25 protein-coding genes and 1 other annotated feature are annotated in these 22,999 nt (G+C 53.3%); of the genes, 14 read left to right on the top strand and 11 right to left on the bottom strand.

Annotation, left to right across the window (positions count from 1 at the left end):
• Positions 1-42: 42 nt before the first annotated feature.
• The gene (gene nadK / locus HX884_RS15715) at positions 43-921 is read right to left on the bottom strand and encodes an NAD(+) kinase (RefSeq protein ID WP_013098356.1); all 879 of its coding nucleotides are present in this window, start codon (positions 919-921) and stop codon (positions 43-45) included.
• A 122-nt stretch (positions 922-1,043) separates the two neighbouring features.
• On the opposite strand from nadK, the gene grpE reads away from it, so the two are divergent.
• On the top strand, positions 1,044-1,637 hold the full coding sequence (gene grpE, locus HX884_RS15710) for a nucleotide exchange factor GrpE (RefSeq protein ID WP_013098354.1): 594 nt from the start codon (positions 1,044-1,046) through the stop codon (positions 1,635-1,637).
• A 52-nt stretch (positions 1,638-1,689) separates the two neighbouring features.
• On the opposite strand, the gene HX884_RS15705 is transcribed toward grpE, so the two are convergent.
• Positions 1,690-2,976 (bottom strand): HlyC/CorC family transporter, encoded by a 1,287-nt coding sequence (locus tag HX884_RS15705; RefSeq protein WP_028028086.1) that lies wholly within the window; start codon positions 2,974-2,976, stop codon positions 1,690-1,692.
• An 18-nt stretch (positions 2,977-2,994) separates the two neighbouring features.
• Positions 2,995-3,786, bottom strand: coding sequence for an inner membrane protein YpjD (locus HX884_RS15700; protein WP_014832951.1), 792 nt, complete (start codon positions 3,784-3,786; stop codon positions 2,995-2,997).
• A 166-nt stretch (positions 3,787-3,952) separates the two neighbouring features.
• On the opposite strand from HX884_RS15700, the gene ffh reads away from it, so the two are divergent.
• The 7 genes from ffh (at position 3,953) to HX884_RS15665 (ending at position 9,369) form a co-directional block, all read left to right on the top strand.
• A complete protein-coding gene (gene ffh, locus HX884_RS15695; protein WP_013098351.1) occupies positions 3,953-5,314 on the top strand; it encodes a signal recognition particle protein in 1,362 nt (453 codons plus the stop codon).
• A 116-nt stretch (positions 5,315-5,430) separates the two neighbouring features.
• A complete protein-coding gene (gene rpsP, locus HX884_RS15690) occupies positions 5,431-5,679 on the top strand; it encodes a 30S ribosomal protein S16 (protein ID WP_003863133.1) in 249 nt (82 codons plus the stop codon).
• Between the two features lie 15 nt (positions 5,680-5,694).
• Positions 5,695-6,234, top strand: a complete 540-nt coding sequence (rimM, locus tag HX884_RS15685) for a ribosome maturation factor RimM (protein ID WP_013098350.1) — start codon at positions 5,695-5,697, stop codon at positions 6,232-6,234.
• Positions 6,235-6,265: 31 nt separating this feature from the next.
• Positions 6,266-7,033, top strand: coding sequence for a tRNA (guanosine(37)-N1)-methyltransferase TrmD (gene trmD / locus HX884_RS15680; protein WP_008502493.1), 768 nt, complete (start codon positions 6,266-6,268; stop codon positions 7,031-7,033).
• A gap of 43 nt (positions 7,034-7,076) precedes the next feature.
• On the top strand, positions 7,077-7,424 hold the full coding sequence (rplS, locus tag HX884_RS15675) for a 50S ribosomal protein L19 (protein WP_002914145.1): 348 nt from the start codon (positions 7,077-7,079) through the stop codon (positions 7,422-7,424).
• 132 nt (positions 7,425-7,556) lie between these two features.
• Positions 7,557-7,961, top strand: a complete 405-nt coding sequence (locus HX884_RS15670; protein ID WP_095439798.1) for a DUF2946 domain-containing protein — start codon at positions 7,557-7,559, stop codon at positions 7,959-7,961.
• Between the two features lie 37 nt (positions 7,962-7,998).
• Positions 7,999-9,369: a PepSY domain-containing protein gene (locus HX884_RS15665; protein WP_178328458.1), complete on the top strand. Its 1,371-nt coding sequence runs from the start codon at positions 7,999-8,001 to the stop codon at positions 9,367-9,369.
• Between the two features lie 2 nt (positions 9,370-9,371).
• On the opposite strand, the gene HX884_RS15660 is transcribed toward HX884_RS15665, so the two are convergent.
• From HX884_RS15660 to HX884_RS15645, 4 genes are all read right to left on the bottom strand, one after another.
• On the bottom strand, positions 9,372-9,857 hold the full coding sequence (locus HX884_RS15660) for an OmpA family protein (protein WP_045901429.1): 486 nt from the start codon (positions 9,855-9,857) through the stop codon (positions 9,372-9,374).
• A gap of 12 nt (positions 9,858-9,869) precedes the next feature.
• On the bottom strand, positions 9,870-11,090 hold the full coding sequence (gene dgcN, locus HX884_RS15655) for a diguanylate cyclase DgcN (protein WP_178328457.1): 1,221 nt from the start codon (positions 11,088-11,090) through the stop codon (positions 9,870-9,872).
• Positions 11,083-11,619, bottom strand: coding sequence for a YfiR family protein (locus tag HX884_RS15650; RefSeq protein WP_028028085.1), 537 nt, complete (start codon positions 11,617-11,619; stop codon positions 11,083-11,085). The genes dgcN and HX884_RS15650 overlap by 8 nt, the downstream gene beginning before the upstream one ends.
• Before the next feature lie 154 nt (positions 11,620-11,773).
• Positions 11,774-12,148 (bottom strand): DUF2799 domain-containing protein, encoded by a 375-nt coding sequence (locus HX884_RS15645; RefSeq protein ID WP_058683948.1) that lies wholly within the window; start codon positions 12,146-12,148, stop codon positions 11,774-11,776.
• A gap of 214 nt (positions 12,149-12,362) precedes the next feature.
• Between HX884_RS15645 and aroF the strand changes: the two genes are divergently transcribed.
• Genes aroF through HX884_RS15630 form a run of 3 tightly spaced genes read left to right on the top strand, consistent with a single transcriptional unit; the run spans position 12,363 to position 15,498 of the window.
• Positions 12,363-13,433 (top strand): 3-deoxy-7-phosphoheptulonate synthase AroF, encoded by a 1,071-nt coding sequence (gene aroF, locus HX884_RS15640; RefSeq protein ID WP_178328456.1) that lies wholly within the window; start codon positions 12,363-12,365, stop codon positions 13,431-13,433.
• Between the two features lie 10 nt (positions 13,434-13,443).
• The gene (tyrA, locus tag HX884_RS15635) at positions 13,444-14,565 is read left to right on the top strand and encodes a bifunctional chorismate mutase/prephenate dehydrogenase (protein WP_178328455.1); all 1,122 of its coding nucleotides are present in this window, start codon (positions 13,444-13,446) and stop codon (positions 14,563-14,565) included.
• Positions 14,566-14,625: 60 nt separating this feature from the next.
• Positions 14,626-15,498, top strand: coding sequence for an SMP-30/gluconolactonase/LRE family protein (locus tag HX884_RS15630; RefSeq protein ID WP_178328454.1), 873 nt, complete (start codon positions 14,626-14,628; stop codon positions 15,496-15,498).
• On the opposite strand, the gene pheA is transcribed toward HX884_RS15630, so the two are convergent.
• The 4 genes from pheA to bamD all read right to left on the bottom strand — a co-directional run bounded on the left by pheA (position 15,495) and on the right by bamD (position 18,262).
• On the bottom strand, positions 15,495-16,655 hold the full coding sequence (gene pheA / locus HX884_RS15625) for a bifunctional chorismate mutase/prephenate dehydratase (protein WP_013098340.1): 1,161 nt from the start codon (positions 16,653-16,655) through the stop codon (positions 15,495-15,497). The two genes, HX884_RS15630 and pheA, sit on opposite strands and share 4 nt — an antisense overlap.
• A 30-nt stretch (positions 16,656-16,685) precedes the next feature.
• Positions 16,686-16,811, bottom strand: a sequence feature (Phe leader region).
• Complete coding sequence (pheL, locus tag HX884_RS15620) at positions 16,763-16,810, bottom strand: pheA operon leader peptide PheL (protein ID WP_100249759.1); 48 nt, start codon at positions 16,808-16,810, stop codon at positions 16,763-16,765. (Overlaps the previous feature by 48 nt.)
• 103 nt (positions 16,812-16,914) lie before the next feature.
• Positions 16,915-17,256: a ribosome-associated translation inhibitor RaiA gene (gene raiA, locus HX884_RS15615; protein ID WP_008502470.1), complete on the bottom strand. Its 342-nt coding sequence runs from the start codon at positions 17,254-17,256 to the stop codon at positions 16,915-16,917.
• Between the two features lie 268 nt (positions 17,257-17,524).
• Positions 17,525-18,262, bottom strand: coding sequence for an outer membrane protein assembly factor BamD (bamD, locus tag HX884_RS15610; protein ID WP_013098339.1), 738 nt, complete (start codon positions 18,260-18,262; stop codon positions 17,525-17,527).
• Between the two features lie 131 nt (positions 18,263-18,393).
• On the opposite strand from bamD, the gene rluD reads away from it, so the two are divergent.
• The 3 genes from rluD to clpB all read left to right on the top strand — a co-directional run bounded on the left by rluD (position 18,394) and on the right by clpB (position 22,805).
• The gene (rluD, locus tag HX884_RS15605; protein WP_178328453.1) at positions 18,394-19,374 is read left to right on the top strand and encodes a 23S rRNA pseudouridine(1911/1915/1917) synthase RluD; all 981 of its coding nucleotides are present in this window, start codon (positions 18,394-18,396) and stop codon (positions 19,372-19,374) included.
• Entirely contained in the window at positions 19,371-20,102 is a 732-nt protein-coding gene (yfiH, locus tag HX884_RS15600) for a purine nucleoside phosphorylase YfiH (protein ID WP_023621743.1), read from the top strand. Before rluD ends, yfiH begins: the two co-directional genes overlap by 4 nt.
• Positions 20,103-20,231: 129 nt before the next feature.
• Entirely contained in the window at positions 20,232-22,805 is a 2,574-nt protein-coding gene (gene clpB / locus HX884_RS15595) for an ATP-dependent chaperone ClpB (RefSeq protein WP_013098336.1), read from the top strand.
• Positions 22,806-22,999: the final 194 nt, after the last annotated feature.

Below are 22,999 nucleotides of genomic sequence, written 5' to 3'. Positions count from 1 at the left end.
GTATAAACTGGTTTTTTATACAGTAAAGTACTGGATGCAAAATCAGAACAATTTTTTTGACCAGCCAAGCTTCGAGCTTAATGTGTTGAAATAACTGTAATCTTTCGGATGAATAAGGTTCAGGTGATAATCACACCGACGAATCAGTACATCTTCACCTTCCTGAATAGGCAGCGCGATCTGGCTGTCGCAGCTGATCTCCAGGTCATTACGGCGGTGCGAGAAACGCAGGCGGATGGTGCTGCTGCCGTTAATCACCAGCGGGCGGGCAGAAAGGGTGTGCGGGAACATCGGCACCAGCGTTATGGCATCCAGCGAAGGCGTCAGGATTGGTCCTCCCGCGGAAAGCGAATAGGCGGTCGAGCCCGTCGGCGTGGAGATAATCAACCCGTCAGAGCGCTGGGAGAACGCGAAGATTTCATCGATATACACTTCGAACTCAATCATATGCGCCACTTTGCCGGGGTGAAGTACCACCTCGTTAATGGCGGTACTGATGCGTTTCTGGCAGTCCTGCTGACACACCTGCGCTTCCAGTAAAAAACGTTTTTCGCTGATGTAATGTCCTTCCAGCACATCGGCCAGCTGCTGCTGCGCGTTGTCCGGGTCGAGGTCAGTCAGAAAACCGAGATTGCCACGGTTAATGCCGATGACTTTTATGTCGTAGCGCGCCAGCGTGCGAGCCGCGCCGAGCATGTTGCCGTCGCCGCCGACCACCACGGCAAGATCCGCCTGCTGTCCAATCTCTGCCAGCGTGCCGGTTTTAACGCTCTTAAGCTGCAGCTCCTGAGCGATCTGCTGCTCAACCATCACTTCATAGCCTTTGCTACACAGCCAGCGATACAACATTTCATGTGTCGTCAATGCCGTAGGGTGACGCGGGTGCCCGACGATCCCAATACACCTGAAATGATTATTCATTTTCTGGAGGTCCTTGTGCCTGATGAATGATGACAATCTCTCTTGTTCCCTTGAATCCAGGAAACTGATCCCCATAATAAGCGAAGTTAGCGAGATGAATGCAGAAAAACGCGGAGAAATTCATGAGTAGTAAAGAACAGAAAACGCCTGAGGGGCAAGCCCCTGAAGAAATTATCACGGAACAGCACGATGAAGTTGAGGCTGTAGAGCCAGACGCATCTGCTGAGCAGGTGGACCCGCGCGATGAAAAAATTGCGAATCTGGAAGCCCAACTGGTAGAAGCACAGAATCGCGAACGCGACAGTGTTCTGCGCATCAAGGCGGAAATGGAAAACCTGCGTCGTCGTACCGAACAGGACGTTGAAAAGGCGCATAAGTTTGCGCTGGAGAAATTCGTCAACGAACTGCTGCCGGTAATCGACAGCCTCGATCGTGCACTGGAAGTGGCTGATAAAGCGAATCCGGACAACGCGGCGATGATCGAAGGTATCGAACTGACGCTGAAATCCATGCTGGACGTGGTGCGTAAGTTTGGTGTGGAAGTGATTGCCGATACCGACGTCCCGCTGGATCCTAACGTACACCAGGCAATTGCGATGGTGGAATCAGAAGACGTTGAAGCCGGTAAAGTGCTGGGCGTGATGCAGAAAGGGTATACCCTGAACGGCCGTACCATCCGTGCTGCGATGGTAACCGTGGCGAAAGCGAAAGCGTAATTTGCCGCTCCGTAGTGCCGGGCGGCGGCTTCGCCTTGCCCGGCCTACAACTTTATTCCGCGATACTTTCGCGCAGTGGTTTAACAGGCAGGACCTTCACCTGCTTAATCATATTGTCCTGCACGTCCAGGATATCAATATCATACTGTTCAATGCGCACCCGTGTGCCCGCCGCCGGGATCTCTTCCAGTGCTTCCAGAATCATCCCGTTCATGGTGCGAGCCTCATCTTCCGGCAGATGCCAGTTAAAGGCTTTATTGAGTTCGCGGATGTTCGCGCTGCCGTCAATCAGCACCGAACCGTCGTTTTGCGGCGTGACCTCTTCCGCAAGAGAAGGGGACATGGAGGTGGTAAAGTCTCCAACAATCTCTTCCAGAATATCTTCGACCGTCACCAGCCCCTGAATATCGCCATACTCATCGACCACCAGACCGACTTTCTTTTTGTTACGCTGGAATTTCACCAGTTGCGTGCTGAGCGGCGTTCCTTCCGGCACGTAGTAAATCTCGTCGGCGGCGCGCAGCATCACCTCTTTAGTGAACTCTTTTTTCTCGGTCATCAGGCGATAGGCTTCCCGCACGCGTAGCATACTGATGGCATCGTCCAGGGAGTCGCGATACAGCACAATGCGTCCGTGCGGGGAGTGGGTCAGCTGGCGGACGATGGCCTTCCAGTCGTCGTTAATATCAATCCCGACGATTTCGTTACGCGGCACCATAATGTCGTTAACGCTGACCTTTTCCAGATCCAGCACCGACAGGAGCATGTCCTGATTGCGGCGTGAAATCTGCGAGCGGGATTCGTTCACGATGGTGCGCAGCTCGTCTTTGCTGAGTGCACTGCTGATGGCGACGTCGGCTTTGATGCCGACCATGCGCATCAGGATACGGGTGACCATATTCAACAGCCAGACCAGCGGCATCATCAGGATCAGCAGCGGTGCCAGCAGGAAGCTGCTCGGGTAAGCCACTTTTTCCGGATAAAGCGCAGCGATGGTTTTGGGCAGCACTTCCGCAAACACCAGCACCACAAACGTCAGTACGCCGGTAGCAATCGCGACCCCGGCGTTGCCGTACAGGCGCATCCCGACAATGGTGCCCAGCGCAGAGGCGAGGATATTGACGAGGTTGTTACCGATAAGCACCAGGCTTATCAGGCGATCCGGTTTACGGAGCAGTTTTTCAACGCGACGTGCGGCACGGTTACCCTGTTTAGCACGATGACGTAACCGGTAGCGGTTTAAGGTCATCATGCCGGTTTCCGAGCCAGAGAAATAGGCGGAGATGACCACCATGACGATCAGCGTAACGATCAGCGTGGTGGTAGAGATGTGTTCCAGGGGGAACTCCTTTGTTACTTAGCCAGCAAATTGCTGTATGAAGCGACTTCCGAAATAGGCAAGGGTGAGAATGCCCGCACCCGCGACATTGAACCAGACTACGCGACGACCGCGCCAGCCCTCATGATAATGGCCCCATAACAGCACAATATAGACAAACCACGCGATGATGGAGAGCACCGCTTTGTCGATATTCTCCACGCTGAACAGGTTTTTCATATAAAACAGGCCAGTGCAGAGCGTTAAGGTCAATAATACTACGCCGACCTGGGTGATGTGGAACATCTTACGCTCAATGACCATCAGCGGCGGCATCTCATGGTTAAACGCCAGCTTTTTGTTTTTCAACTGGTAGTCAATCCAGGCGAGCTGCATGGCATAGAGCGCGGCAATGATCAGCGTTGCGTAAGAGAACAGCGACAGGCCGATATGCACCAGCATGCCCGGCGTGGCTTCCAGATGCGTAATGAATTCATTGGGCATAAAGGTAGCCAAGGCCAGATTGATCAGCGCGAAGGCATAAACAATGGGCAGCAACAGCCAGCCGCGATTCTTAGAGGCGACAATTGTCATCACCGTACAGATCATCAGGCTGACCAGCGAACCGACGTTCAGCACGCTCAGGTTTTGCACGCTGCCGTCACCGGGAATGATGCGCGATTCCAGCGCAAAAGCGTGACTAATCAGTGCGATCACCGCCGACAGAATAGCCATGCGCCGCCAGCCGCTGTTTTTTTGCAGCAGTCCGGGAATGATCAGCGCAAGGCTGACAGAGTAGGCAACAAGGGCGATCAGTGCGAAAACAGGCATATAGGCATCGACAGTTGTCTTAATAAGAAAGAGAAGCAGTATAACGTTACGTGACGCCTGCTCCAACCGTTGCATAACAACAAAGGCGCCTTCATGTTATACTCCGGCAAAATTCTGTGTGTGTGTCGCTCATGGCGGCCCAACGTTTCTACTCAGGCGAGAGACAATGTTTGATAATTTAACCGATCGTTTGTCGCGCACGCTGCGCAACATCAGCGGCCGCGGACGCCTTACCGAAGACAACATCAAGGAAACGCTGCGCGAAGTGCGCATGGCGCTGCTGGAAGCAGACGTCGCGTTGCCGGTTGTTCGTGATTTTATCAACCGCGTTAAAGAGAAGGCGGTTGGTCATGAAGTTAACAAGAGCCTGACCCCGGGTCAGGAGTTCGTCAAAATCGTTCGTAACGAACTGGTTTCGGCGATGGGAGAAGAGAACCAGGTCCTGAACCTGGCGGCTCAGCCTCCGGCCGTCGTGTTGATGGCGGGTCTGCAGGGTGCGGGTAAAACCACCAGCGTCGGTAAGCTGGGTAAATTCCTGCGCGAGAAGCACAAGAAAAAAGTGCTGGTGGTTTCTGCGGACGTTTATCGCCCGGCGGCGATCAAACAGCTGGAGACCCTGGCGCAGCAGGTCGGGGTCGATTTCTTCCCGTCTGACGTGGCCCAGAAGCCAGTCGACATCGTGAACGCAGCGCTGAAAGAGGCGAAGCTGAAGTTCTACGACGTGCTGCTGGTGGATACCGCCGGTCGTCTGCACGTCGACGAAGCGATGATGGACGAAATCAAACAGGTGCATGCTTCTATCAACCCGGTAGAGACCCTGTTTGTGGTTGACGCCATGACCGGTCAGGATGCGGCAAACACCGCGAAAGCGTTCAACGAAGCGCTGCCGTTAACCGGCGTGGTGCTGACCAAAGTGGACGGTGACGCCCGCGGCGGTGCGGCGCTTTCTATTCGTCATATCACCGGTAAGCCGATCAAATTCCTCGGTGTGGGCGAAAAAACCGAAGCGCTGGAGCCGTTCCACCCGGACCGTATTGCCTCCCGTATCCTCGGCATGGGCGACGTGCTGTCGCTGATTGAAGATATCGAGAGCAAAGTTGACCGTGCGCAGGCCGAGAAGCTGGCCAGCAAGCTGAAAAAAGGCGACGGTTTCGATCTGACCGACTTCCTTGAGCAGCTGCGTCAGATGAAAAACATGGGCGGCATGGCAAGCCTGATGGGCAAACTGCCGGGCATGGGCCAGATCCCAGACAACGTAAAAGCGCAGATGGATGACAAGGTGCTGGTGCGTATGGAGGCGATCATCAACTCAATGACCCTCAAAGAGCGCGCTAACCCGGATATCATCAAAGGTTCCCGTAAGCGCCGTATCGCAGCCGGTTGCGGCATGCAGGTGCAGGACGTTAACCGCCTTCTGAAACAGTTCGACGACATGCAGCGCATGATGAAGAAAATGAAGAAAGGCGGCATGGCGAAAATGATGCGTGGCATGAAAGGCATGATGCCACCCGGTTTTCCTGGGCGATAATCGCTTTTGAGATTGCTTTTTGCCCGAAAATGAGTAAAATTTTCGGGCTTTTAATATGACACCCGGGCTCCGTTCCTCGATGGGGCCCGGTTGTTTTATTCACACAAGAGGATGTTATGGTAACTATTCGTTTAGCACGTCACGGCGCTAAAAAGCGTCCGTTCTACCAGGTTGTTGTGACTGACAGCCGTAATGCACGCAACGGTCGCTTCATCGAGCGCGTTGGTTTCTTCAACCCACTGGCCGCTGGCGCAGAAGAAGAAACTCGTCTGGATCTGGATCGTATCGCTCACTGGGTTGGCCAGGGCGCGACTGTTTCCGATCGCGTTGCTACGCTGATCAAAGCAGCAAACAAAGCAGCTTAATCTGTCACGGTGGTCATGATGAGCAATAAAGCACCTGTTGAACCGATTGTATTGGGCAAAATGGGTTCTTGCTACGGTATCCGTGGTTGGCTCAGAGTGTTTTCCTCCACTGAAGACGCTGATAGCATTTTTAATTACCAGCCCTGGTTTATTCAGAAAGGCGGTAAGTGGGAAGAGGTCGAGCTGGAAAGCTGGCGTCACCACAATCAGGACATCATCATCAAGCTGAAAGGCGTTGACGATCGTGATGCCGCGAATGCACTGACTAATTGTGAAATTGTCGTGGATTCGTCGCAGTTGCCGGAGCTCGAAGAAGGCGACTATTACTGGAAAGACCTTATGGGTTGCCAGGTAGTCACTACTGAAGGCTACAGCCTGGGGAAAGTCATCGACATGATGGAAACCGGGTCTAATGACGTTCTCGTCATTAAGGCAAACCTGAAAGATGCATTTGGCATCAAGGAGCGGTTGGTTCCGTTCCTCGATGGACAGGTTATCAAGAAAGTCGATCTCGCTACTCAAACGATTGAAGTAGATTGGGATCCTGGTTTTTAAATTCTCCGGATAAACGGTAAAAGACGGCGCTATGTGGATTGGCATAATTAGCCTGTTTCCTGAAATGTTCCGCGCGATTACCGATTACGGGGTAACTGGCCGGGCAGTAAAGAATGGCCTGCTGAGCATCCAGAGCTGGAGTCCTCGTGACTTCACGCATGATCGGCACCGTACCGTGGACGATCGTCCTTACGGCGGCGGACCGGGGATGTTAATGATGGTGCAACCCTTACGGGACGCCATTCACACAGCAAAAGCCGCGGCAGGTGAAGGCGCAAAGGTGATTTATCTGTCACCTCAGGGACGCAAGCTTGATCAAGCGGGCGTCAGCGAACTGGCGACGAATCAAAAACTGATTCTGGTCTGTGGTCGCTACGAAGGGATAGATGAGCGCGTAATTCAAACCGAGATTGACGAAGAATGGTCTATCGGCGATTACGTTCTCAGCGGTGGTGAGTTACCCGCAATGACGCTGATTGACTCCGTCGCCCGGTTCATTCCGGGAGTACTGGGCCATGAAGCTTCGGCAACGGAAGATTCCTTTGCCGATGGGTTGCTGGACTGTCCACACTATACCCGTCCTGAAGTGTTAGAAGGGATGGAAGTCCCGGCAGTGTTACTGTCAGGAAACCATGCTGAGATACGTCGCTGGCGTTTGAAGCAGTCGCTGGGCCGAACCTGGCTTAGAAGACCTGAACTTCTGGAAAACCTGGCTCTGACTGAAGAGCAAGCAAAGTTGCTGGCCGAGTTCAAAACTGAACACGCGCAACAGCAGCATGAACATGATGGGAATGCGTAATACGCTCCCGAATATCAGTTTACCCAGGATAAGAGATTAAATTATGAGCAACATTATTAAGCAACTTGAACAAGAGCAGATGAAGCAGGACGTACCTTCCTTCCGTCCAGGTGACACCGTGGAAGTGAAAGTATGGGTTGTTGAAGGTTCCAAAAAACGTCTGCAGGCATTCGAGGGCGTGGTTATCGCTATTCGTAACCGCGGTCTGCACTCTGCATTCACTGTTCGTAAAATTTCCAACGGCGAAGGCGTTGAGCGTGTCTTCCAGACTCACTCTCCGGTAGTTGACAGCATTGCTGTTAAACGTCGTGGTGCTGTACGTAAAGCTAAACTGTACTACCTGCGTGAGCGTACTGGTAAGTCTGCTCGTATTAAAGAGCGTCTGAACTAAGATTCGCTTAAGCGACATCCTGTTAGAAAGGGCTGGCCGAAAGGCTGGCCCTTTTTTTATCCCATCGCATCTCTCGTGTTAACCCTTTCGTCATAAATCATTTACAATGCTGGCCTCTTCCGTGGAGGGTAAGTGATTAACGTACTGCATCAGCATAACTGGAAACGCGCAGCGGCATTGACCGCGCTGTTTGCGATCCTGCTGATCGTGATCGCACCGCTGATCTCCGTCTCGCTGCAAAAAGATCCCATGAGTGCCATGCCGGGGATGCATCATGACATGAGCATGATGTCGATGGATGAGTACCACGGCGATATGCAGCACAGCATGCCGGTTGACCATGCGGAAGCCTGTGGCTACTGCGTGCTATTAGCCCACGTGCCGGGCATGATACTCGCGCTGATTGTGCTGCTCAGTATCGTGCTGCAAAGGCTGCGTGTCAGGATGCCGCGTCAGGCGGTCAGCCACTGGCACTTTTTCCCCTGGCTTTATCCTGATACCCGCGCGCCGCCGCGGCAGTCTGCTTTTTCCCTTTAAAAAATATCGATAACTTTTTGCCTTAAATAGGAAAAGTATGACTACCTGCACTCCGCGCGCGGCATGGGGAAACCTGCTGCGTCGACTCCATTTCTATGTCGGGCTGTTTGTCGGCCCGTTTATCTTCTTCGCCACGCTGACCGGTACGCTGTACGTGGCGACACCGCAGCTGGAAAATATTCTGTACCGGCACGCGCTCCATACGGATTCCGTGGGGGAACTCCAACCGCTGGCGGAACAGATCGCCGTGGCGGAAAAAACCATCGGCACCGATCTGCGTTTATACGCCGTTCGTCCTGGCCTGGCTGCGGGTGAAACCACCCGGGTGATGTTTGCCGACCCGTCGCTTGGCCCATCGGAGACCCGAGCTATTTTTATCGATCCCGTCACTCTTGCGGTGCGTGGCGATATGACCGTGTATGGCACCAGCGGGATTTTACCGCTACGCCAGACCATTGATTATCTGCATACGTCCCTGATGCTGGGTAACGTTGGTCGGCTCTATAGCGAGCTGGCCGCCTCGTGGATGTGGGTCGCTGCGCTGGGCGGGATTGCGCTGTGGTTTTATACCCGGCCAAAACGTCGGCTCAACAATCGTTTTCAGAACCGGCGTCGCCTGCATGTCACGCTGGGCTGGGTGCTGCTGGGGGGAATGTTGCTGTTTTCTGCGACCGGCCTGACATGGTCCCAGTGGGCGGGCGGCAACGTGGATAAATTGCGCGCGCAGATGAACTGGCTCACGCCGCAGGTGAACACTACGCTTTCGGGTGCGCCCGTCACGATGGATGAGCACGCTGAACACCATGGGCATCATGCTGGCATGATGATGCCCGACATGACGATGGATCTGACCCAGTTCGATGGCGTATTGCACGCTGCCCGCCAGGCCGGGATTGATGCGAATAAACTCGAAATCCGCCCGGCGAAAAGCACTGACCAGGCGTGGACCGTGACGGAAATTGACCGCCGCTGGCCGACCCAGGTGGATGCCGTTGCGGTGGATCCAAATTCCATGCAAATTCTGGACAGAACCCGCTTTGAGGATTTCCCGTTAATGGCAAAGCTGACCCGCTGGGGGGTGGATTTCCATATGGGGATCTTATTCGGGCTGGTTAACCAGTTACTGCTCGTCGCATTTGGCCTGGCGCTGTGTGTGCTGATTGTCTGGGGATACCGGATGTGGTGGATGCGTCGTCCGGCGCAATCGACGGCCGATCCGCTTCAGACGCTTTGTCAGTGCTGGCTGGCGCTCCCGGGATGGGGAAAAGCCGTCACGGTGGTGGTCAGCGTATTGCTGGGGCTGGCATTGCCGGTGATGGGCGTGAGCCTGGCGCTGTTTATGCTGATTGACTGGCTACGCTGGCGAGCGGCAACTGGCGTGTCGCTCGCACAATCATCCGTTAAATAAGGCTATGGCGTGCTGATGACCACCGCGACCCGACGGTTTTCAGCACGCCCTTGCGCCGTACTGTTGCTGGAAACCGGATATTTTTTACCTAATCCCTGCGTGGTGAGGTTGCTGCGCGGGATATTGGCGCCTTTGGCCCAGACGTCAGCCACTGCATTGGCACGTTTTAACGACAGCGCTTCGTTGTAGCTCTCTTCTCCGTAATTATCGGTGTGGCCATCCATACGCGCGTGTTTCAGGCCGGTAGCCGCCAGGCGAGAGGCCATGGAGCGGATCTGCGCTTCACTTTCCGGGCGCAGTCTGGCGTCATTTTTATCAAACAGGATCGTATCTGACAGGCCCAAAGACCAGTCGCCATTCAATTCGTTAAAGCCGTATGACTTCATCGCCGCAATTTGCTCAGGGGTGAATTTACCTTCAGGCGGTGACTGACAACCCGCCAGTACCATTGAAGCGAGAAATAACGGCGCGAAGTATCGCTTTAACATATCGTATCCTTTCTAAGTTATTGCTTTTGTACGCTGGTTTTTATCCTGGTACATGTTGCGGTCGGCTTGCTCCAGTAATGCTTCCACAGAGGCACTTTCCCACGCCAGAGCAAAGCCAATGCTAAGTGACATCGTTGCTGTCTGCCCGTTATGCAGATCGAACGGGCGCATAAACTGCTGCGACAACGCAGCACAAATCTGTTGAACCTCCGCGGCAGACTGCACGCCGTACAGCACCATCGCAAACTCGTCACCGCCAAGGCGGTATGACTGATGACGCTTATCGCCAAACTCAACCATCCGGCGGGCGACTTCAATCAGGACGCAATCGCCCGCAGCATGTCCCCAGGTATCGTTAATAAACTTGAAATTATCACCGTCGAGGAAGAGCAGGGCAGTGTTGGTTTTTGCGGAGGCGTCGTGCATTAATGCCGCGATGCTGCTACGAAACGCCGCCCGATTGGCGAGGCCGGTGAGAGGATCGTGCATGGCGGTACGCAGTAGCTGAGCGTTTTTCGCCTGCAGCTTAAGCTGCCACTCTTCCATTTCATCCAGCAGACTGTTGAAGTCTTCGCCAAACTGGTGGAATTCTTCGATGCGGCCATCCTTCACCCGCCGGGAAAAGTTGCGGTTGGTGCGTACGTCAAGCACGACGTCGGTGATGTTTTGCAGCGCCGTGACCATGCCATGATGCAGAGATTGTGTAATCGTAAGCGCGACGGCGGTGGCAAAAAGAATACAGCCGGTAAGAACGGCAAACGACAACCAGATGAAATGGCTGATGAGATTATCGCGTGCGGTCAGGCGAATTTCGCCGATCGCATTACCGTTATGCATGATGGGCTGTGCGACCGGGTCGGGAAACAGCCAGCGGCTAACCAATGCACCCAGCGTGTCGTTATTCTCTTCCGGGTTCCAGGACCAGTAAGCAAACCGCTTTTTATGCGCGTTAATAACCTCAGCCACGGCAAACTGGCCCTGTTTACCCAGGGTGGCGAGCGTTTCGTTAGCCGCCAGCGCATCATTAAAGACCAGTGAGGCTTCAAGGCTGTGGCTCATTGTTGCGCCGGTTAATTCGAGATTTTTTTGGGCGTATTGCTTTAATGTCACCACAGAAGCAAAACAGAGCAGGAGCCAAATTAACGTCATGGTGATGATGACGCTTATCATGCTGATTCGTCTCAACGTGCTTTTAAACGTTGGACGTGGCGTTGAAGTGATTTCTTTATCCATGCTGCTTATTCCGTGCCAGCATTAATACATCCGGATTGACGCGTACGCCACTGCGCGTCAATGCATCCAGATTAACGGAAAATCTGACCTGGTTATGATCGATTATCAGGCAGAATGCACTGCCAATAACACATTCCGGATTCTGCTCTGAGATTAATAGCAATGCTCTGCCCTGATATTGACTTATTAATTCAAGTTGTTTTGCAGGCGATTCAGCCCCGAAATAAATAGCATCACACGTCGCGGACAGGGCTTCCTGATCGTTACGTACAATGACGGGAGTATAAGGTAACTCGCTTTGCCCCTCTTCGCTGCTCAGTGCTTGCGTGTAGTGAGACGAGGCATAAACGCAGAGTTTAGGTTGCCCGGAAAGTGACGGCCATCGGGTATAGCTCACAATACCCGATACAATCGAACGTACCGATTTATCGGTTTCTGTGAACGTGGCTGCCGGTGCTGGGCCCACCATAAAGAACAGCATTAGCACCAGAGTGAGTCGGAACAAAGAGATCAAGAATGAATTTCTCACCAGAATCCGCCATACCGCTCTGGAAAATAGATGTCCTTACGAGTTGTCGGCAGAATACCATTGTTTATCAAAGCCGTCATTATGTCAGAAATGTACTGAGTACGACCTAAGCTAAATCCTACAGTTGTATATATTCCGGCGTATAAAAAACGGCTTAATTAAGTCTGCTGGAACGCATACTTTCATCCATTCCTTGTTGCCATGAGTCATGCAGTTTTGCTGCGTTTTCAACAGTATCACAACTGGCCGGGAAAGATTTACCTGCTACTCCCCAGGCGTAAATAAAACCTTCCTCACACACTTTTTTCTGTCCGTCGGCGTAGCCACGAAGATATTCACTACGATCAACCTGCGGGTCGTTAAAACTATCGGCCAGCGTCTGATTATCTTTAACCGGCAGACCATTCATGGCGTCTTCTTTACCCGCATCAAACCAGCTGGGACTAGTCCAGTCGGGCTGGAAGGTATAAGGATTGATCTGACAGCCCGATAAAAACAGCGACAACAGCATCAGAGCGATTGAACGCATAGCCATTCTCCTTTTTTCTTCAGCATAGCCTGGCAAAAGAAAGTGGTGGTGTAATTTTATGTTTACGGTTTTGTTGGCTGTTTTTTGCAGTGAAATGGCTTTTGTAAAGTAAAGTGTACGTATTTTGGATTGAAATCTTTACTTATTGTGGTATCGTTGTTTCACCTCTTCGAGGAAAACACCTATCGCAAACGAGCTTTACAGGATCGCCATCATGCAAAAAGACGCGCTGAACAACGTACATATCACTGACGAACAGGTTTTGATTACACCGGATCAACTGAAAGCGGAGTTCCCGCTGAGCGCCGTGCAGGAGGCTCAAATTGAGCACTCGCGCCAGACCATTTCTGACATTATCGCTGGCCGCGATCCGCGTCTGCTGGTGGTATGTGGTCCTTGTTCCATTCACGATCCTGAAACCGCCATTGAGTACGCTCGTCGATTTAAAGCATTAGCGGAGGAGGTCAGCGATAGCCTCTACCTGGTGATGCGCGTCTATTTTGAGAAGCCACGTACCACCGTTGGCTGGAAAGGGTTGATTAACGATCCGCACATGGATGGCTCGTTTGATGTGGAAGCCGGTCTGAAGATTGCGCGTCGCCTGCTGGTTGAGCTGGTCAGCATGGGGCTGCCACTGGCAACCGAAGCGCTGGATCCGAACAGCCCGCAGTACCTGGGCGATCTGTTTAGCTGGTCTGCGATTGGTGCGCGTACTACGGAATCACAAACCCACCGTGAAATGGCGTCTGGTCTGTCGATGCCGGTAGGTTTTAAAAACGGGACCGACGGTAGCCTTGCCACGGCGATCAACGCCATGCGCGCCGCAGCCATGCCGCATCGCTTTGTAGGTATTAACCAGGCGGGCCAGGTTTGTCTCCTGCAGACGCAGGGTAATCCGGACGGTCATGTGATCCTGCGTGGCGGTAAAGCGCCAAACTACAGCCCGGCAGATGTGGCACAGTGTGAAAAAGAGATGGAGCAGGCGGGACTGCGCCCGGCACTGATGGTAGATTGCAGTCATGGTAATTCGAACAAAGATTACCGTCGTCAGCCTGCGGTGGCGGAATCGGTGGTCGCACAAATCAAAGACGGCAACCGTTCTATTATCGGTCTGATGATTGAGAGCAATATTCATGAAGGCAATCAATCATCTGAACAACCGCGCAGCGCAATGAAGTACGGTGTGTCCGTGACGGATGCCTGCATCAGCTGGGAAACCACCGATACGCTGCTGCGTGAGATCCACAAAGATATAAACGGCCAGCTGGCGACGCGTCTGGCTTAAGAGGTTAGGTATGGTTGCTGAATTGACCGCATTACGCGATCAAATTGATGAAGTGGATAAGGCGCTGCTGGATCTGTTAGCGCGCCGTATGGCGCTGGTTGCCGAGGTGGGTGAGGTCAAAAGCAAATATGGCCTGCCGATTTACGTTCCGGAGCGCGAGGCCTCCATGCTGGCTTCACGTCGTAAAGAGGCCCAGGCGCTGGGCGTCTCGCCGGATTTGATTGAAGATGTTTTGCGTCGTGTGATGCGGGAGTCCTACTCCAGCGAAAACGATAAAGGCTTCAAAACCCTTTGCCCGTCCTTGCGCCCGGTCGTTATTGTGGGCGGGGCGGGTCAGATGGGGCGGCTGTTTGAAAAAATGCTGACTCTGTCTGGCTATCAGGTGCGTATCCTGGAAAAAGAGGACTGGGCAAAAGCACCGGAGCTGATGAAAGATGCCGGAATGGTCATCGTCAGCGTGCCGATTCACGTGACGGAGCAGATCATTGCGAAGCTTCCTCCGCTACCTGCAGATTGCATCCTGGTGGATTTAGCGTCCGTGAAAAATGGTCCGCTGCAGGCTATGCTGGCCGCGCACACGGGGCCGGTCCTGGGGCTGCATCCTATGTTTGGCCCGGACAGTGGCAGCCTGGCGAAACAGGTGGTCGTCTACTGCGATGGTCGTCAGCCGGAAGCCTACCAGTGGTTCCTGGAACAGATTCAGGTTTGGGGCGCGCGGCTGCACCGCATTAGCGCGGTTGAACACGATCAGAACATGGCGTTCATCCAGGCGCTGCGCCACTTTGCGACCTTTGCCTATGGGCTGCATCTGACGGAAGAGAATGTGCAGCTTGAGCAGTTATTGGCACTCTCTTCGCCTATCTATCGTCTGGAGCTGGCGATGGTGGGGCGTCTGTTTGCTCAGAATCCCCAGCTTTACGCCGACATTATTATGTCGTCTGAGAACAACCTGGCACTGATTAAGCGTTACTACCAGCGTTTTGGCGAAGCCATTACGCTGCTGGAGCACGGCGACAAGCAGGCGTTTATCGACAGCTTCCGTAAGGTCGAACACTGGTTTGGCGATTACGCGCAACGTTTCCAGAGCGAGAGCCGCACGCTGTTGCGTCAGGCAAATGACAGTCGCCAGTAATGCGATGATGTATATACTGAAAGCCAGCATTGCTGGCTTTTTTCATTTTGGGGAACTGTCATGGCCGAACCGCAGCTGCTGTTGAACTACACCGGGCATCTGCCCGAATGCCCGACGTGGAGTGCAGAGGAAAATGCGCTCTACTGGGCGGATATTCTTGAAGGTGAGATCCACCGTTATCATTTACCCACGGCGGAACACACCGTGCTCTCTTTCCACGAAGAGGTGGGGTGTTTCGCCCTGCGCGAACGCGGCGGCTTTATCGTCGCGATGCGAAGCGGCATCTGGCTTTCCGATAAACACGGCCTGCTGCAGCGCAAAGTCTGTGATAACCCGTCGAATCCGCAGCTTGCGCGTTTCAATGATGGGGGAACCGATCACCGGGGCCAGTTCTACGCCGGGACCTTCTGGGCACCGGGTGATTACAACGGGGCGCTGCTGATGCGCATTGATAACAATCTGACGCCAAAAGTTATCCAGTGCGACATTCATGGCCACAATGGTCTGGCATTCAGCCCCGACCAGCGGTGGATGTTTACTTCTGATACGCCAAACGGCGTTATCTACCGTACCTCGCTGGATGAGCAGGGGGAACCCGGTAAACGGGAGGTATTCCGCCGGTTCAACGACGGCGAAGGGATACCTGACGGTGCCGCGATGGACGTGGAAGGCTGTTACTGGAGTGCGCTGTTTGATGGCTGGCGCATCGCGCGCTTTTCACCTCAGGGAGAGCAACTGGAAGAGTACCGTATGCCGGTCCGTTGCCCAACGATGGTCTGCTTTGGCGGTGACGATATGAAAACGCTGTTTATCACGACCACGCGGGAAAATATGGATGCGCAGGAGGTGGCGCAATATCCCCTCTCCGGCGCTATCTTCACCCTGCCGGTCAGTGTGGCAGGGATGAAGAAAAGCCGGTTTATCGAACGTTAGCTTGGGTCAACCGGTACCACGTTTTCGCTCGGATAACAGCCCAGCACCTTCATTGAACGGGTGATTTCGCTCAGTTCGCGCAGGGCTTTCTGCATGGACGGCGATTCCAGGTTGGCCTGAATGTCGAGATAGAACATCTCTTCCCACGGATTGCCGTGAATCGGGCGCGATTCGAGCCGGGTCATGATCAGATTGTGGTTACGCAGTACCAGCAGCGCTTCAACCAGTGCGCCTGCCTGCTGCCCGGTTGCCATCAACAGGGTAGTTTTGGCGGGCACCTGATCAGAGACATTAATGGCTTTGCGTGCCAGCACGATGAAGCGGGTAATGTTTTGCGTCTGGTTTGCCAGGTTACGTTCCAGAACCTGGAGACCATACAGCGCACCGCCCGCCTCGCTGCCCAGCGCCGCGACGGTGGGGGAGTTTGCCTGGGCGACTTTTTCCATCGCCGCGGAGGTGCTTTCGGTGTACTCAATTTTCCAGTTCGGATAACGGTTGAGGAACTGACTGCACTGCTGGAACGGCTGCGGATGGCTATAGACCGTCTCGATGGTGCTCAAATCGGTTGAGCCAGAGACCAGCACGCAGTGATCGATAGGGATTGTCAGCTCCCCAACCAGCGACAGGCTGGTGTGTTGCAGCAGATCGTACACGTCGTTGATGGCACCGGAACTGGTGTTCTCAATCGGCACGACGGCGTAATCCGCCTGGCCGGTTTCCACCTGATTGAAAATATCGGCGAACTTTGCGCAGCCGCTCTCAATGAACTCTTCAAAATGACGTGCAGCGTACTGGCGGGCAGCCAGATGGGAGTAGGAGCCCTTAGGGCCAAGAAACGCGATGCGGGCAGAGTGCGGGTTGGTTTTATTCAGATGCTGCTGCAACAGCGCTTGCTGGGTCAGAACAGAGTCTTCGATGATGAGCTGGAACAAACGGGTGATGTAATGTGCGTCAAGGTGATGGGCTTTGCCGAGTTGAATCAGACGTTCCAGCAGGTCGCGTTCGCGGTCGATATCACGTACCGGACGGTGGGAGTCCAGTTTGGCTTTACCCACTTCGATGGCGAGCGCGCGGCGTTCAGCCAGAAGTGCCAGTAATTTTTCATCCAGCGCGCTGATTTTTACTCGCAGATCCAGTAACGGGTTTTCCGGTGTCATAGTGTTGTCTGTCTCGTTTTATCGTTATCAATAAAAAAGGCCTCCCGGTGTGGGAGGCCTTGTTGTTCGTCTTCGCATTCTTTATCACACGACGAAACGCCTCCCGTTCAGGGGAAGGTAAAAAAGAATGCGAAGAAAAACGGCGTCAGTTTCATGAAATCATCCTGTGGTTGATAACGTTAAAGTACCCGTACTGTTTTCACCCTGTCAATAAAAAACGCGCCCGAAGGCGCGTTGGCGGTAAACTCAATTTAAAGGATTACTCTTCTTCAACTTCTTCCGCGAAGCTGGCGTCTTTCACCGAGGTCGTGGCGCGACGGGCTTCACCTTTGTGCTGCACTTTATTGAGCTGCCGTTCCAGCTTGTTGATCAAATCGTTAATAGCGGTGTACATATCCTCGTGTTTTGCGCTGGCGACCAGATGGCCGTTTGGAGTATTGATAGTTGCGTCAGCGATGAAACCCTGCGGCTCCTTAGACAGGATGATATGTGGATTAATCAAGTGTGTTTGCCATTTATCCAGTTTGGCGAGACGGTCTGCGACGTGCTGGCGAATTGCCGGGGTAATTTCCATTTGTTTGCTGGTAATGTTCATTGTCATAAATTTTACCTCTTGTCTTTCCGTCTTGGTGATTCCAGCATACCTGTCCTAATGTCAAAATGTGTGATTTAGATCACGTTATTTTGTCGGTTTTTGTCAGGGAATCTTTTTTGTGAGGCAGGGCAGGAAGAGGTGAGATTTACCTTGTCGAAGGCAAAAATTGCGGTCATAGTTGATAGGATGTGTTGAAGCTAAACCGCTTCAGCTTTGTCTGAATTGAATAAAAAAACGGCAGCCCGCGGGCTGCCGTTTTGCTTTGACGTCGCTATCAGGTGTTGCTGCTGTTCGCGGCGATGATTTTTGCCACCTTGTCTGCCTGTGCGGTCATCTGCATCTGGCGGTAAGCATTCTCCATCAGCTTCAGGCCGTCGCGGGTCGCCTGCGTATCCGGATAATCACGCAGCATTCCTTCTACACGGTTAACCACGGCAACCCATGCGCCACGGCGGGTGTAGTATTCAGCAACCGAGTATTCGTATTTCGCCAGACGGTCTTTCAGGAACACCAGACGTTTGGTGGCGTCGGTCACGTACTGGCTGTTCGGATAGCCGCGCACCAGTTTGGAAAAGTCGTTGAACGCATCACGCGCATGCTGCGGGTCACGGTCGGAGCGATCCACACCGAAGAAGCCCTGCAGGGCACTGTCGTCCAGCGCCATGTTGGTCAGACCGCGCATGTACATTACATAGTCGATGTTAGGATGAGTCGGGTTCAGACGCATGAAACGATCGATGGTTGCCTGAGCCAGCGGCAGATCGGCATTTTTATAGTATGCGTAGATGAGATCTAACTGTACCTGCTGCGAATACGGACCAAATGGATAGCGATTATCCAACGCTTCCAGTTGCGTTATCGCCTGTTTCCAGTTACCGTCCTGCAACTTTTGTTGTGCAGTCGCATAGATTTCATTCGGCGGATTGTCAGGGACCTGTTCATTTGAACCGGAGCAGCCCACCAAAGCCAGGCTCAACGTGGCCGCTGCCACCAGATATTTCATGCGCGTCATGACGTTTTGACTTTCCTCAAATGTTTGTCCGGGAGAAACTCTGTTCCTGCTCCCGATTAAGACCAGCTACAATAGCACACTATATTAAACGGCAAAGCCGTAAAACCCAACGTTAAACGAAGAAGCAGTTTATGGCACAACGAGTAGAACTCACCGCAACAGTCTCCGAAAATCAGCTCGGTCAACGCTTAGATCAAGCTTTGGCCGAATTGTTCCCTGATTATTCGCGTTCACGCATAAAAGAATGGATTCTTGACCAGCGCGTGCTGGTAAACGGTAAAGTCTGGGACAAACCGAAAGAGAAAGTGTTAGGTGGGGAAGCTGTCGCCATCAATGCTGAAATCGAAGAGGAAATCCGCTTCGAGCCACAGGATATCCCACTGGATATCGTCTATGAAGATGATGACATTCTGGTGATTAACAAGCCGCGCGACCTGGTTGTTCATCCGGGAGCGGGGAATCCTGACGGTACGGTACTTAACGCACTTCTCCATTATTATCCGCCGATTGCTGATGTGCCGCGTGCCGGTATCGTGCATCGTCTGGATAAAGACACCACCGGTCTGATGGTGGTGGCAAAGACCGTACCTGCCCAGACTCGCCTGGTGGAATCACTGCAGCTGCGTGAGATCACCCGCGAATATGAAGCCGTGGCTATTGGCCATATGACCGCTGGCGGTACGGTTGATGAGCCGATCAGCCGTCACCCTACCAAACGTACTCATATGTCGGTGCATCCGATGGGTAAACCGGCGGTGACGCACTATCGCATTATGGAACATTTCCGCATTCATACGCGTCTGCGTCTGCGTCTGGAGACCGGTCGTACCCATCAGATCCGCGTTCATATGGCGCACATAACCCATCCGCTGGTGGGGGATCAGGTTTACGGTGGTCGTCCGCGTCCGCCAAAAGGGGCATCGGACGAGTTCATTAGCGTACTGCGCAAGTTTGATCGTCAGGCGCTGCACGCCACCATGCTGCGCCTTTATCACCCTATTTCAGGGATTCAAATGGAATGGCATGCGCCGATCCCGCAGGATATGGTGGAGCTTATTGACGCCATGCGCTCGGATTTTGAAGAACACAAAGATCAAGTGGACTGGTTATGACCAAACTGATTGTTCCGGAGTGGCCACTGCCTGAAGGTGTGGCTGCCTGCAGTTCAACCCGCGTTGGCGGGGTAAGTCAGGGGGCGTGGGCGTCTTTGAACCTTGGCGCACACTGCGGCGACAACCTGGAACACGTTGAAGAAAACCGCTCGCGGCTGTTTGCTGCGGGCAATTTACCGTCTAAACCGGTGTGGCTTGAGCAGGTTCACGGTAAAGCCGTGCTGAAGTTGACGGGAGAACCCTACGCGTCTAAACGTGCCGATGCCTCCTACAGCGATACGCCGGGAACAGTATGCGCGGTGATGACAGCCGATTGCCTGCCGGTGCTGTTTTGTAACCGTGCGGGTACCGAGGTTGCGGCTGCTCATGCGGGCTGGCGTGGTCTGTGTGAAGGCGTGCTGGAAGAGACCGTCGCCTGCTTCAAAGACGATCCTGCAAATATCATTGCCTGGCTTGGCCCGGCAATTGGTCCTCAGGCATTCGAGGTGGGCCCAGAGGTTCGTGAAGCGTTTATGGCAAAAGATCCGCAAGCCGTTAACGCTTTCGAACCCGTGGGGGAAAAATATCTGGCCGATATTTATCAGCTTGCACGTCAGCGTCTGAATAATGTCAAGGTGACGCAGATCTTCGGCGGTGACCGCTGTACGTTCACCGAAAAGGGTGATTTCTTCTCTTATCGCCGCGACAAGACGACGGGGCGTATGGCAAGTTTTATTTGGCTGATATAACCTAAAGAATCAAGACGATCCGGCACGTGCCGTTTTCTTTTCACATAATTCAGGTCATTAACCTTGAATAATTGAGGGATGACCTCATTTAATCTCCAGTAGCAAATTTGACCTGTTATGGGAGGAGTTATGCGTCTGGATCGTCTTACTAATAAATTCCAGCTTGCTCTCGCCGATGCCCAGTCCCTTGCACTGGGGCACGACAACCAATTCATCGAACCTCTTCATTTAATGAGCGCCTTGCTGAATCAGGAAGGGGGATCGGTACGTCCATTATTAACGTCTGCTGGCATTAATGCTGGCCAGTTACGCACTGCCATCGATCAGGCGCTGAGCCGTTTACCGCAGGTAGAAGGTACCGGCGGTGACGTTCAGCCGTCCCAGGATCTGGTGCGGGTGCTGAACCTTTGCGACAAGCTGGCGCAAAAACGTGGGGACAACTTTATTTCGTCGGAACTGTTTGTTCTGGCGGCGCTTGAATCACGCGGTACCCTGACCGACCTGCTGAAAACTGCCGGCGCAACCACGGCCAATGTGACTCAGGCGATTGAGAAAATGCGTGGGGGGGAAAGCGTGAACGATCAGGGAGCCGAAGACCAACGTCAGGCTTTGAAAAAATTTACGGTCGATCTGACCGAGCGTGCTGAGCAGGGTAAACTTGACCCGGTGATCGGCCGTGATGAAGAAATTCGCCGTACTATTCAGGTTCTGCAGCGCCGTACCAAAAACAACCCGGTGCTGATTGGTGAACCGGGTGTCGGTAAAACCGCCATCGTTGAAGGTCTGGCGCAGCGTATTGTAAACGGTGAAGTACCGGAAGGGCTGAAAGGCCGCCGTGTACTGGCGCTGGATATGGGGGCGCTGGTGGCCGGGGCGAAGTATCGCGGTGAATTCGAAGAGCGTCTGAAAGGGGTGCTTAACGATCTGGCAAAACAGGAAGGCAATGTCATTCTGTTTATCGATGAGTTGCACACCATGGTCGGTGCCGGTAAAGCAGACGGCGCGATGGATGCCGGGAACATGCTGAAACCTGCACTGGCACGCGGTGAACTTCACTGTGTGGGTGCCACGACGCTGGACGAGTACCGTCAGTACATTGAAAAAGATGCTGCACTTGAACGTCGTTTCCAGAAGGTGTTTGTCGCGGAACCAAGCGTGGAAGATACCATCGCGATCCTGCGTGGTCTGAAAGAACGTTATGAGCTGCACCACCATGTGCAGATCACTGACCCGGCGATTGTTGCGGCAGCGACGCTTTCGCATCGTTATATCGCCGACCGTCAGTTACCGGATAAAGCGATCGACCTTATCGATGAGGCCGCATCCAGCATTCGTATGCAGATAGACTCGAAACCGGAAGAGTTGGACAGACTCGACCGTCGTATTATTCAGCTCAAACTGGAACAGCAGGCACTCAAGAAAGAGTCTGATGAAGCCAGTAAAAAACGCCTCGATATGCTCAATGAGGAACTGGACGATAAAGAGCGCCAGTATTCTGAGTTAGAAGAAGAGTGGAAGGCAGAGAAAGCGTCACTCTCTGGCACTCAGACCATTAAGGCTGAACTTGAACAGGCAAAAATTGCCATTGAGCAGGCGCGTCGAGTGGGTGACCTGGCGCGAATGTCAGAGCTGCAGTACGGCAAAATCCCTGAGCTGGAGAAACAGCTTGAGATTGCGACGCAGTCTGAAGGCAAAACGATGCGTCTGTTACGTAACAAAGTAACGGATGCGGAAATTGCAGAGGTGCTGGCGCGCTGGACCGGTATTCCGGTAGCACGCATGATGGAAAGCGAACGCGATAAACTGCTGCGCATGGAGCAGGATTTGCATCAGCGCGTGATTGGCCAGGACGAGGCGGTTGAAGCGGTTTCCAACGCCATCCGTCGTAGCCGCGCCGGATTGTCTGATCCTAATCGTCCGATTGGTTCGTTCCTGTTCCTGGGCCCTACCGGGGTGGGGAAAACCGAGCTGTGTAAGGCGCTGGCTAACTTTATGTTCGACAGCGACGATGCGATGGTGCGTATCGACATGTCCGAGTTTATGGAGAAACACTCCGTTTCACGTCTGGTGGGTGCGCCTCCGGGATATGTCGGTTATGAAGAAGGTGGTTACCTGACAGAAGCGGTACGCCGTCGCCCTTATTCCGTCATCCTGCTGGACGAAGTGGAAAAAGCGCACCCGGATGTGTTCAACATTCTGCTGCAGGTCCTGGATGATGGTCGTCTGACCGACGGGCAGGGGAGAACGGTGGATTTCCGTAATACGGTGGTGATCATGACATCGAACCTGGGTTCCGATTTGATTCAGGAACGTTTCGGTGAACTGGATTACAGCCATATGAAGGATCTGGTTCTGGGTGTGGTTAGCCATAACTTCCGTCCGGAGTTCATCAACCGTATCGATGAAGTGGTGGTATTCCATCCTCTGGGTGAGAAACACATTGCGTCGATTGCACAGATCCAGCTGCAGCGTCTGTACAAACGTCTGGAAGAGCGTGGATATGAAATTCACATCTCTGACGATGCCCTGAAACTGCTGAGCGAAAATGGTTACGATCCGGTTTACGGGGCGCGTCCGTTGAAACGTGCTATCCAGCAGCAGATCGAAAACCCGCTGGCGCAGCAAATACTGTCAGGCGAACTGGTTCCGGGCAAAGTTATCCGTCTGGAAGCCAACGACGACCGAATTGTGGCAGTGCAGTAAGTCACAAAACGCAAAAACGAGCCGCTTGCGGCTCGTTTTTGTTTAAAAACCAGGCCAGAATTGAGGTCTGGGATGTAATTTGCCTGGAAAGTGAGCAGTCAGTAAATAATTTTCACTTTATCCTTGCAGCTTCAGAATTACTCCCTATAATGCGCCTCCACTGACACGGAACAACGGCACACACGCCGCCGGGT

It is taken from the genome of Enterobacter sp. SECR19-1250 (genome assembly GCF_013391025.1).
Taxonomy (GTDB): Bacteria; Pseudomonadota; Gammaproteobacteria; order Enterobacterales; family Enterobacteriaceae; genus Enterobacter; species Enterobacter cloacae.
The sequence above is the reverse complement of the archived record's forward strand: the minus strand, read 5'-3'. Positions and strand labels throughout refer to the sequence as shown.

Coding starts and splice junctions, on each gene's coding strand:
- nadK (WP_013098356.1), bottom strand. CDS start 921: ATGAATAATCATTTCAGGTGTATTGGGATCGTCGGGCACCCGCGTCAC.
- grpE (WP_013098354.1), top strand. CDS start 1,044: ATGAGTAGTAAAGAACAGAAAACGCCTGAGGGGCAAGCCCCTGAAGAA.
- HX884_RS15700 (WP_014832951.1), bottom strand. CDS start 3,786: ATGCCTGTTTTCGCACTGATCGCCCTTGTTGCCTACTCTGTCAGCCTT.
- ffh (WP_013098351.1), top strand. CDS start 3,953: ATGTTTGATAATTTAACCGATCGTTTGTCGCGCACGCTGCGCAACATC.
- rpsP (WP_003863133.1), top strand. CDS start 5,431: ATGGTAACTATTCGTTTAGCACGTCACGGCGCTAAAAAGCGTCCGTTC.
- rimM (WP_013098350.1), top strand. CDS start 5,695: ATGATGAGCAATAAAGCACCTGTTGAACCGATTGTATTGGGCAAAATG.
- trmD (WP_008502493.1), top strand. CDS start 6,266: ATGTGGATTGGCATAATTAGCCTGTTTCCTGAAATGTTCCGCGCGATT.
- rplS (WP_002914145.1), top strand. CDS start 7,077: ATGAGCAACATTATTAAGCAACTTGAACAAGAGCAGATGAAGCAGGAC.
- HX884_RS15665 (WP_178328458.1), top strand. CDS start 7,999: ATGACTACCTGCACTCCGCGCGCGGCATGGGGAAACCTGCTGCGTCGA.
- HX884_RS15660 (WP_045901429.1), bottom strand. CDS start 9,857: ATGTTAAAGCGATACTTCGCGCCGTTATTTCTCGCTTCAATGGTACTG.
- dgcN (WP_178328457.1), bottom strand. CDS start 11,090: ATGGATAAAGAAATCACTTCAACGCCACGTCCAACGTTTAAAAGCACG.
- HX884_RS15645 (WP_058683948.1), bottom strand. CDS start 12,148: ATGCGTTCAATCGCTCTGATGCTGTTGTCGCTGTTTTTATCGGGCTGT.
- aroF (WP_178328456.1), top strand. CDS start 12,363: ATGCAAAAAGACGCGCTGAACAACGTACATATCACTGACGAACAGGTT.
- tyrA (WP_178328455.1), top strand. CDS start 13,444: ATGGTTGCTGAATTGACCGCATTACGCGATCAAATTGATGAAGTGGAT.
- HX884_RS15630 (WP_178328454.1), top strand. CDS start 14,626: ATGGCCGAACCGCAGCTGCTGTTGAACTACACCGGGCATCTGCCCGAA.
- pheA (WP_013098340.1), bottom strand. CDS start 16,655: ATGACACCGGAAAACCCGTTACTGGATCTGCGAGTAAAAATCAGCGCG.
- raiA (WP_008502470.1), bottom strand. CDS start 17,256: ATGACAATGAACATTACCAGCAAACAAATGGAAATTACCCCGGCAATT.
- bamD (WP_013098339.1), bottom strand. CDS start 18,262: ATGACGCGCATGAAATATCTGGTGGCAGCGGCCACGTTGAGCCTGGCT.
- rluD (WP_178328453.1), top strand. CDS start 18,394: ATGGCACAACGAGTAGAACTCACCGCAACAGTCTCCGAAAATCAGCTC.
- yfiH (WP_023621743.1), top strand. CDS start 19,371: ATGACCAAACTGATTGTTCCGGAGTGGCCACTGCCTGAAGGTGTGGCT.
- clpB (WP_013098336.1), top strand. CDS start 20,232: ATGCGTCTGGATCGTCTTACTAATAAATTCCAGCTTGCTCTCGCCGAT.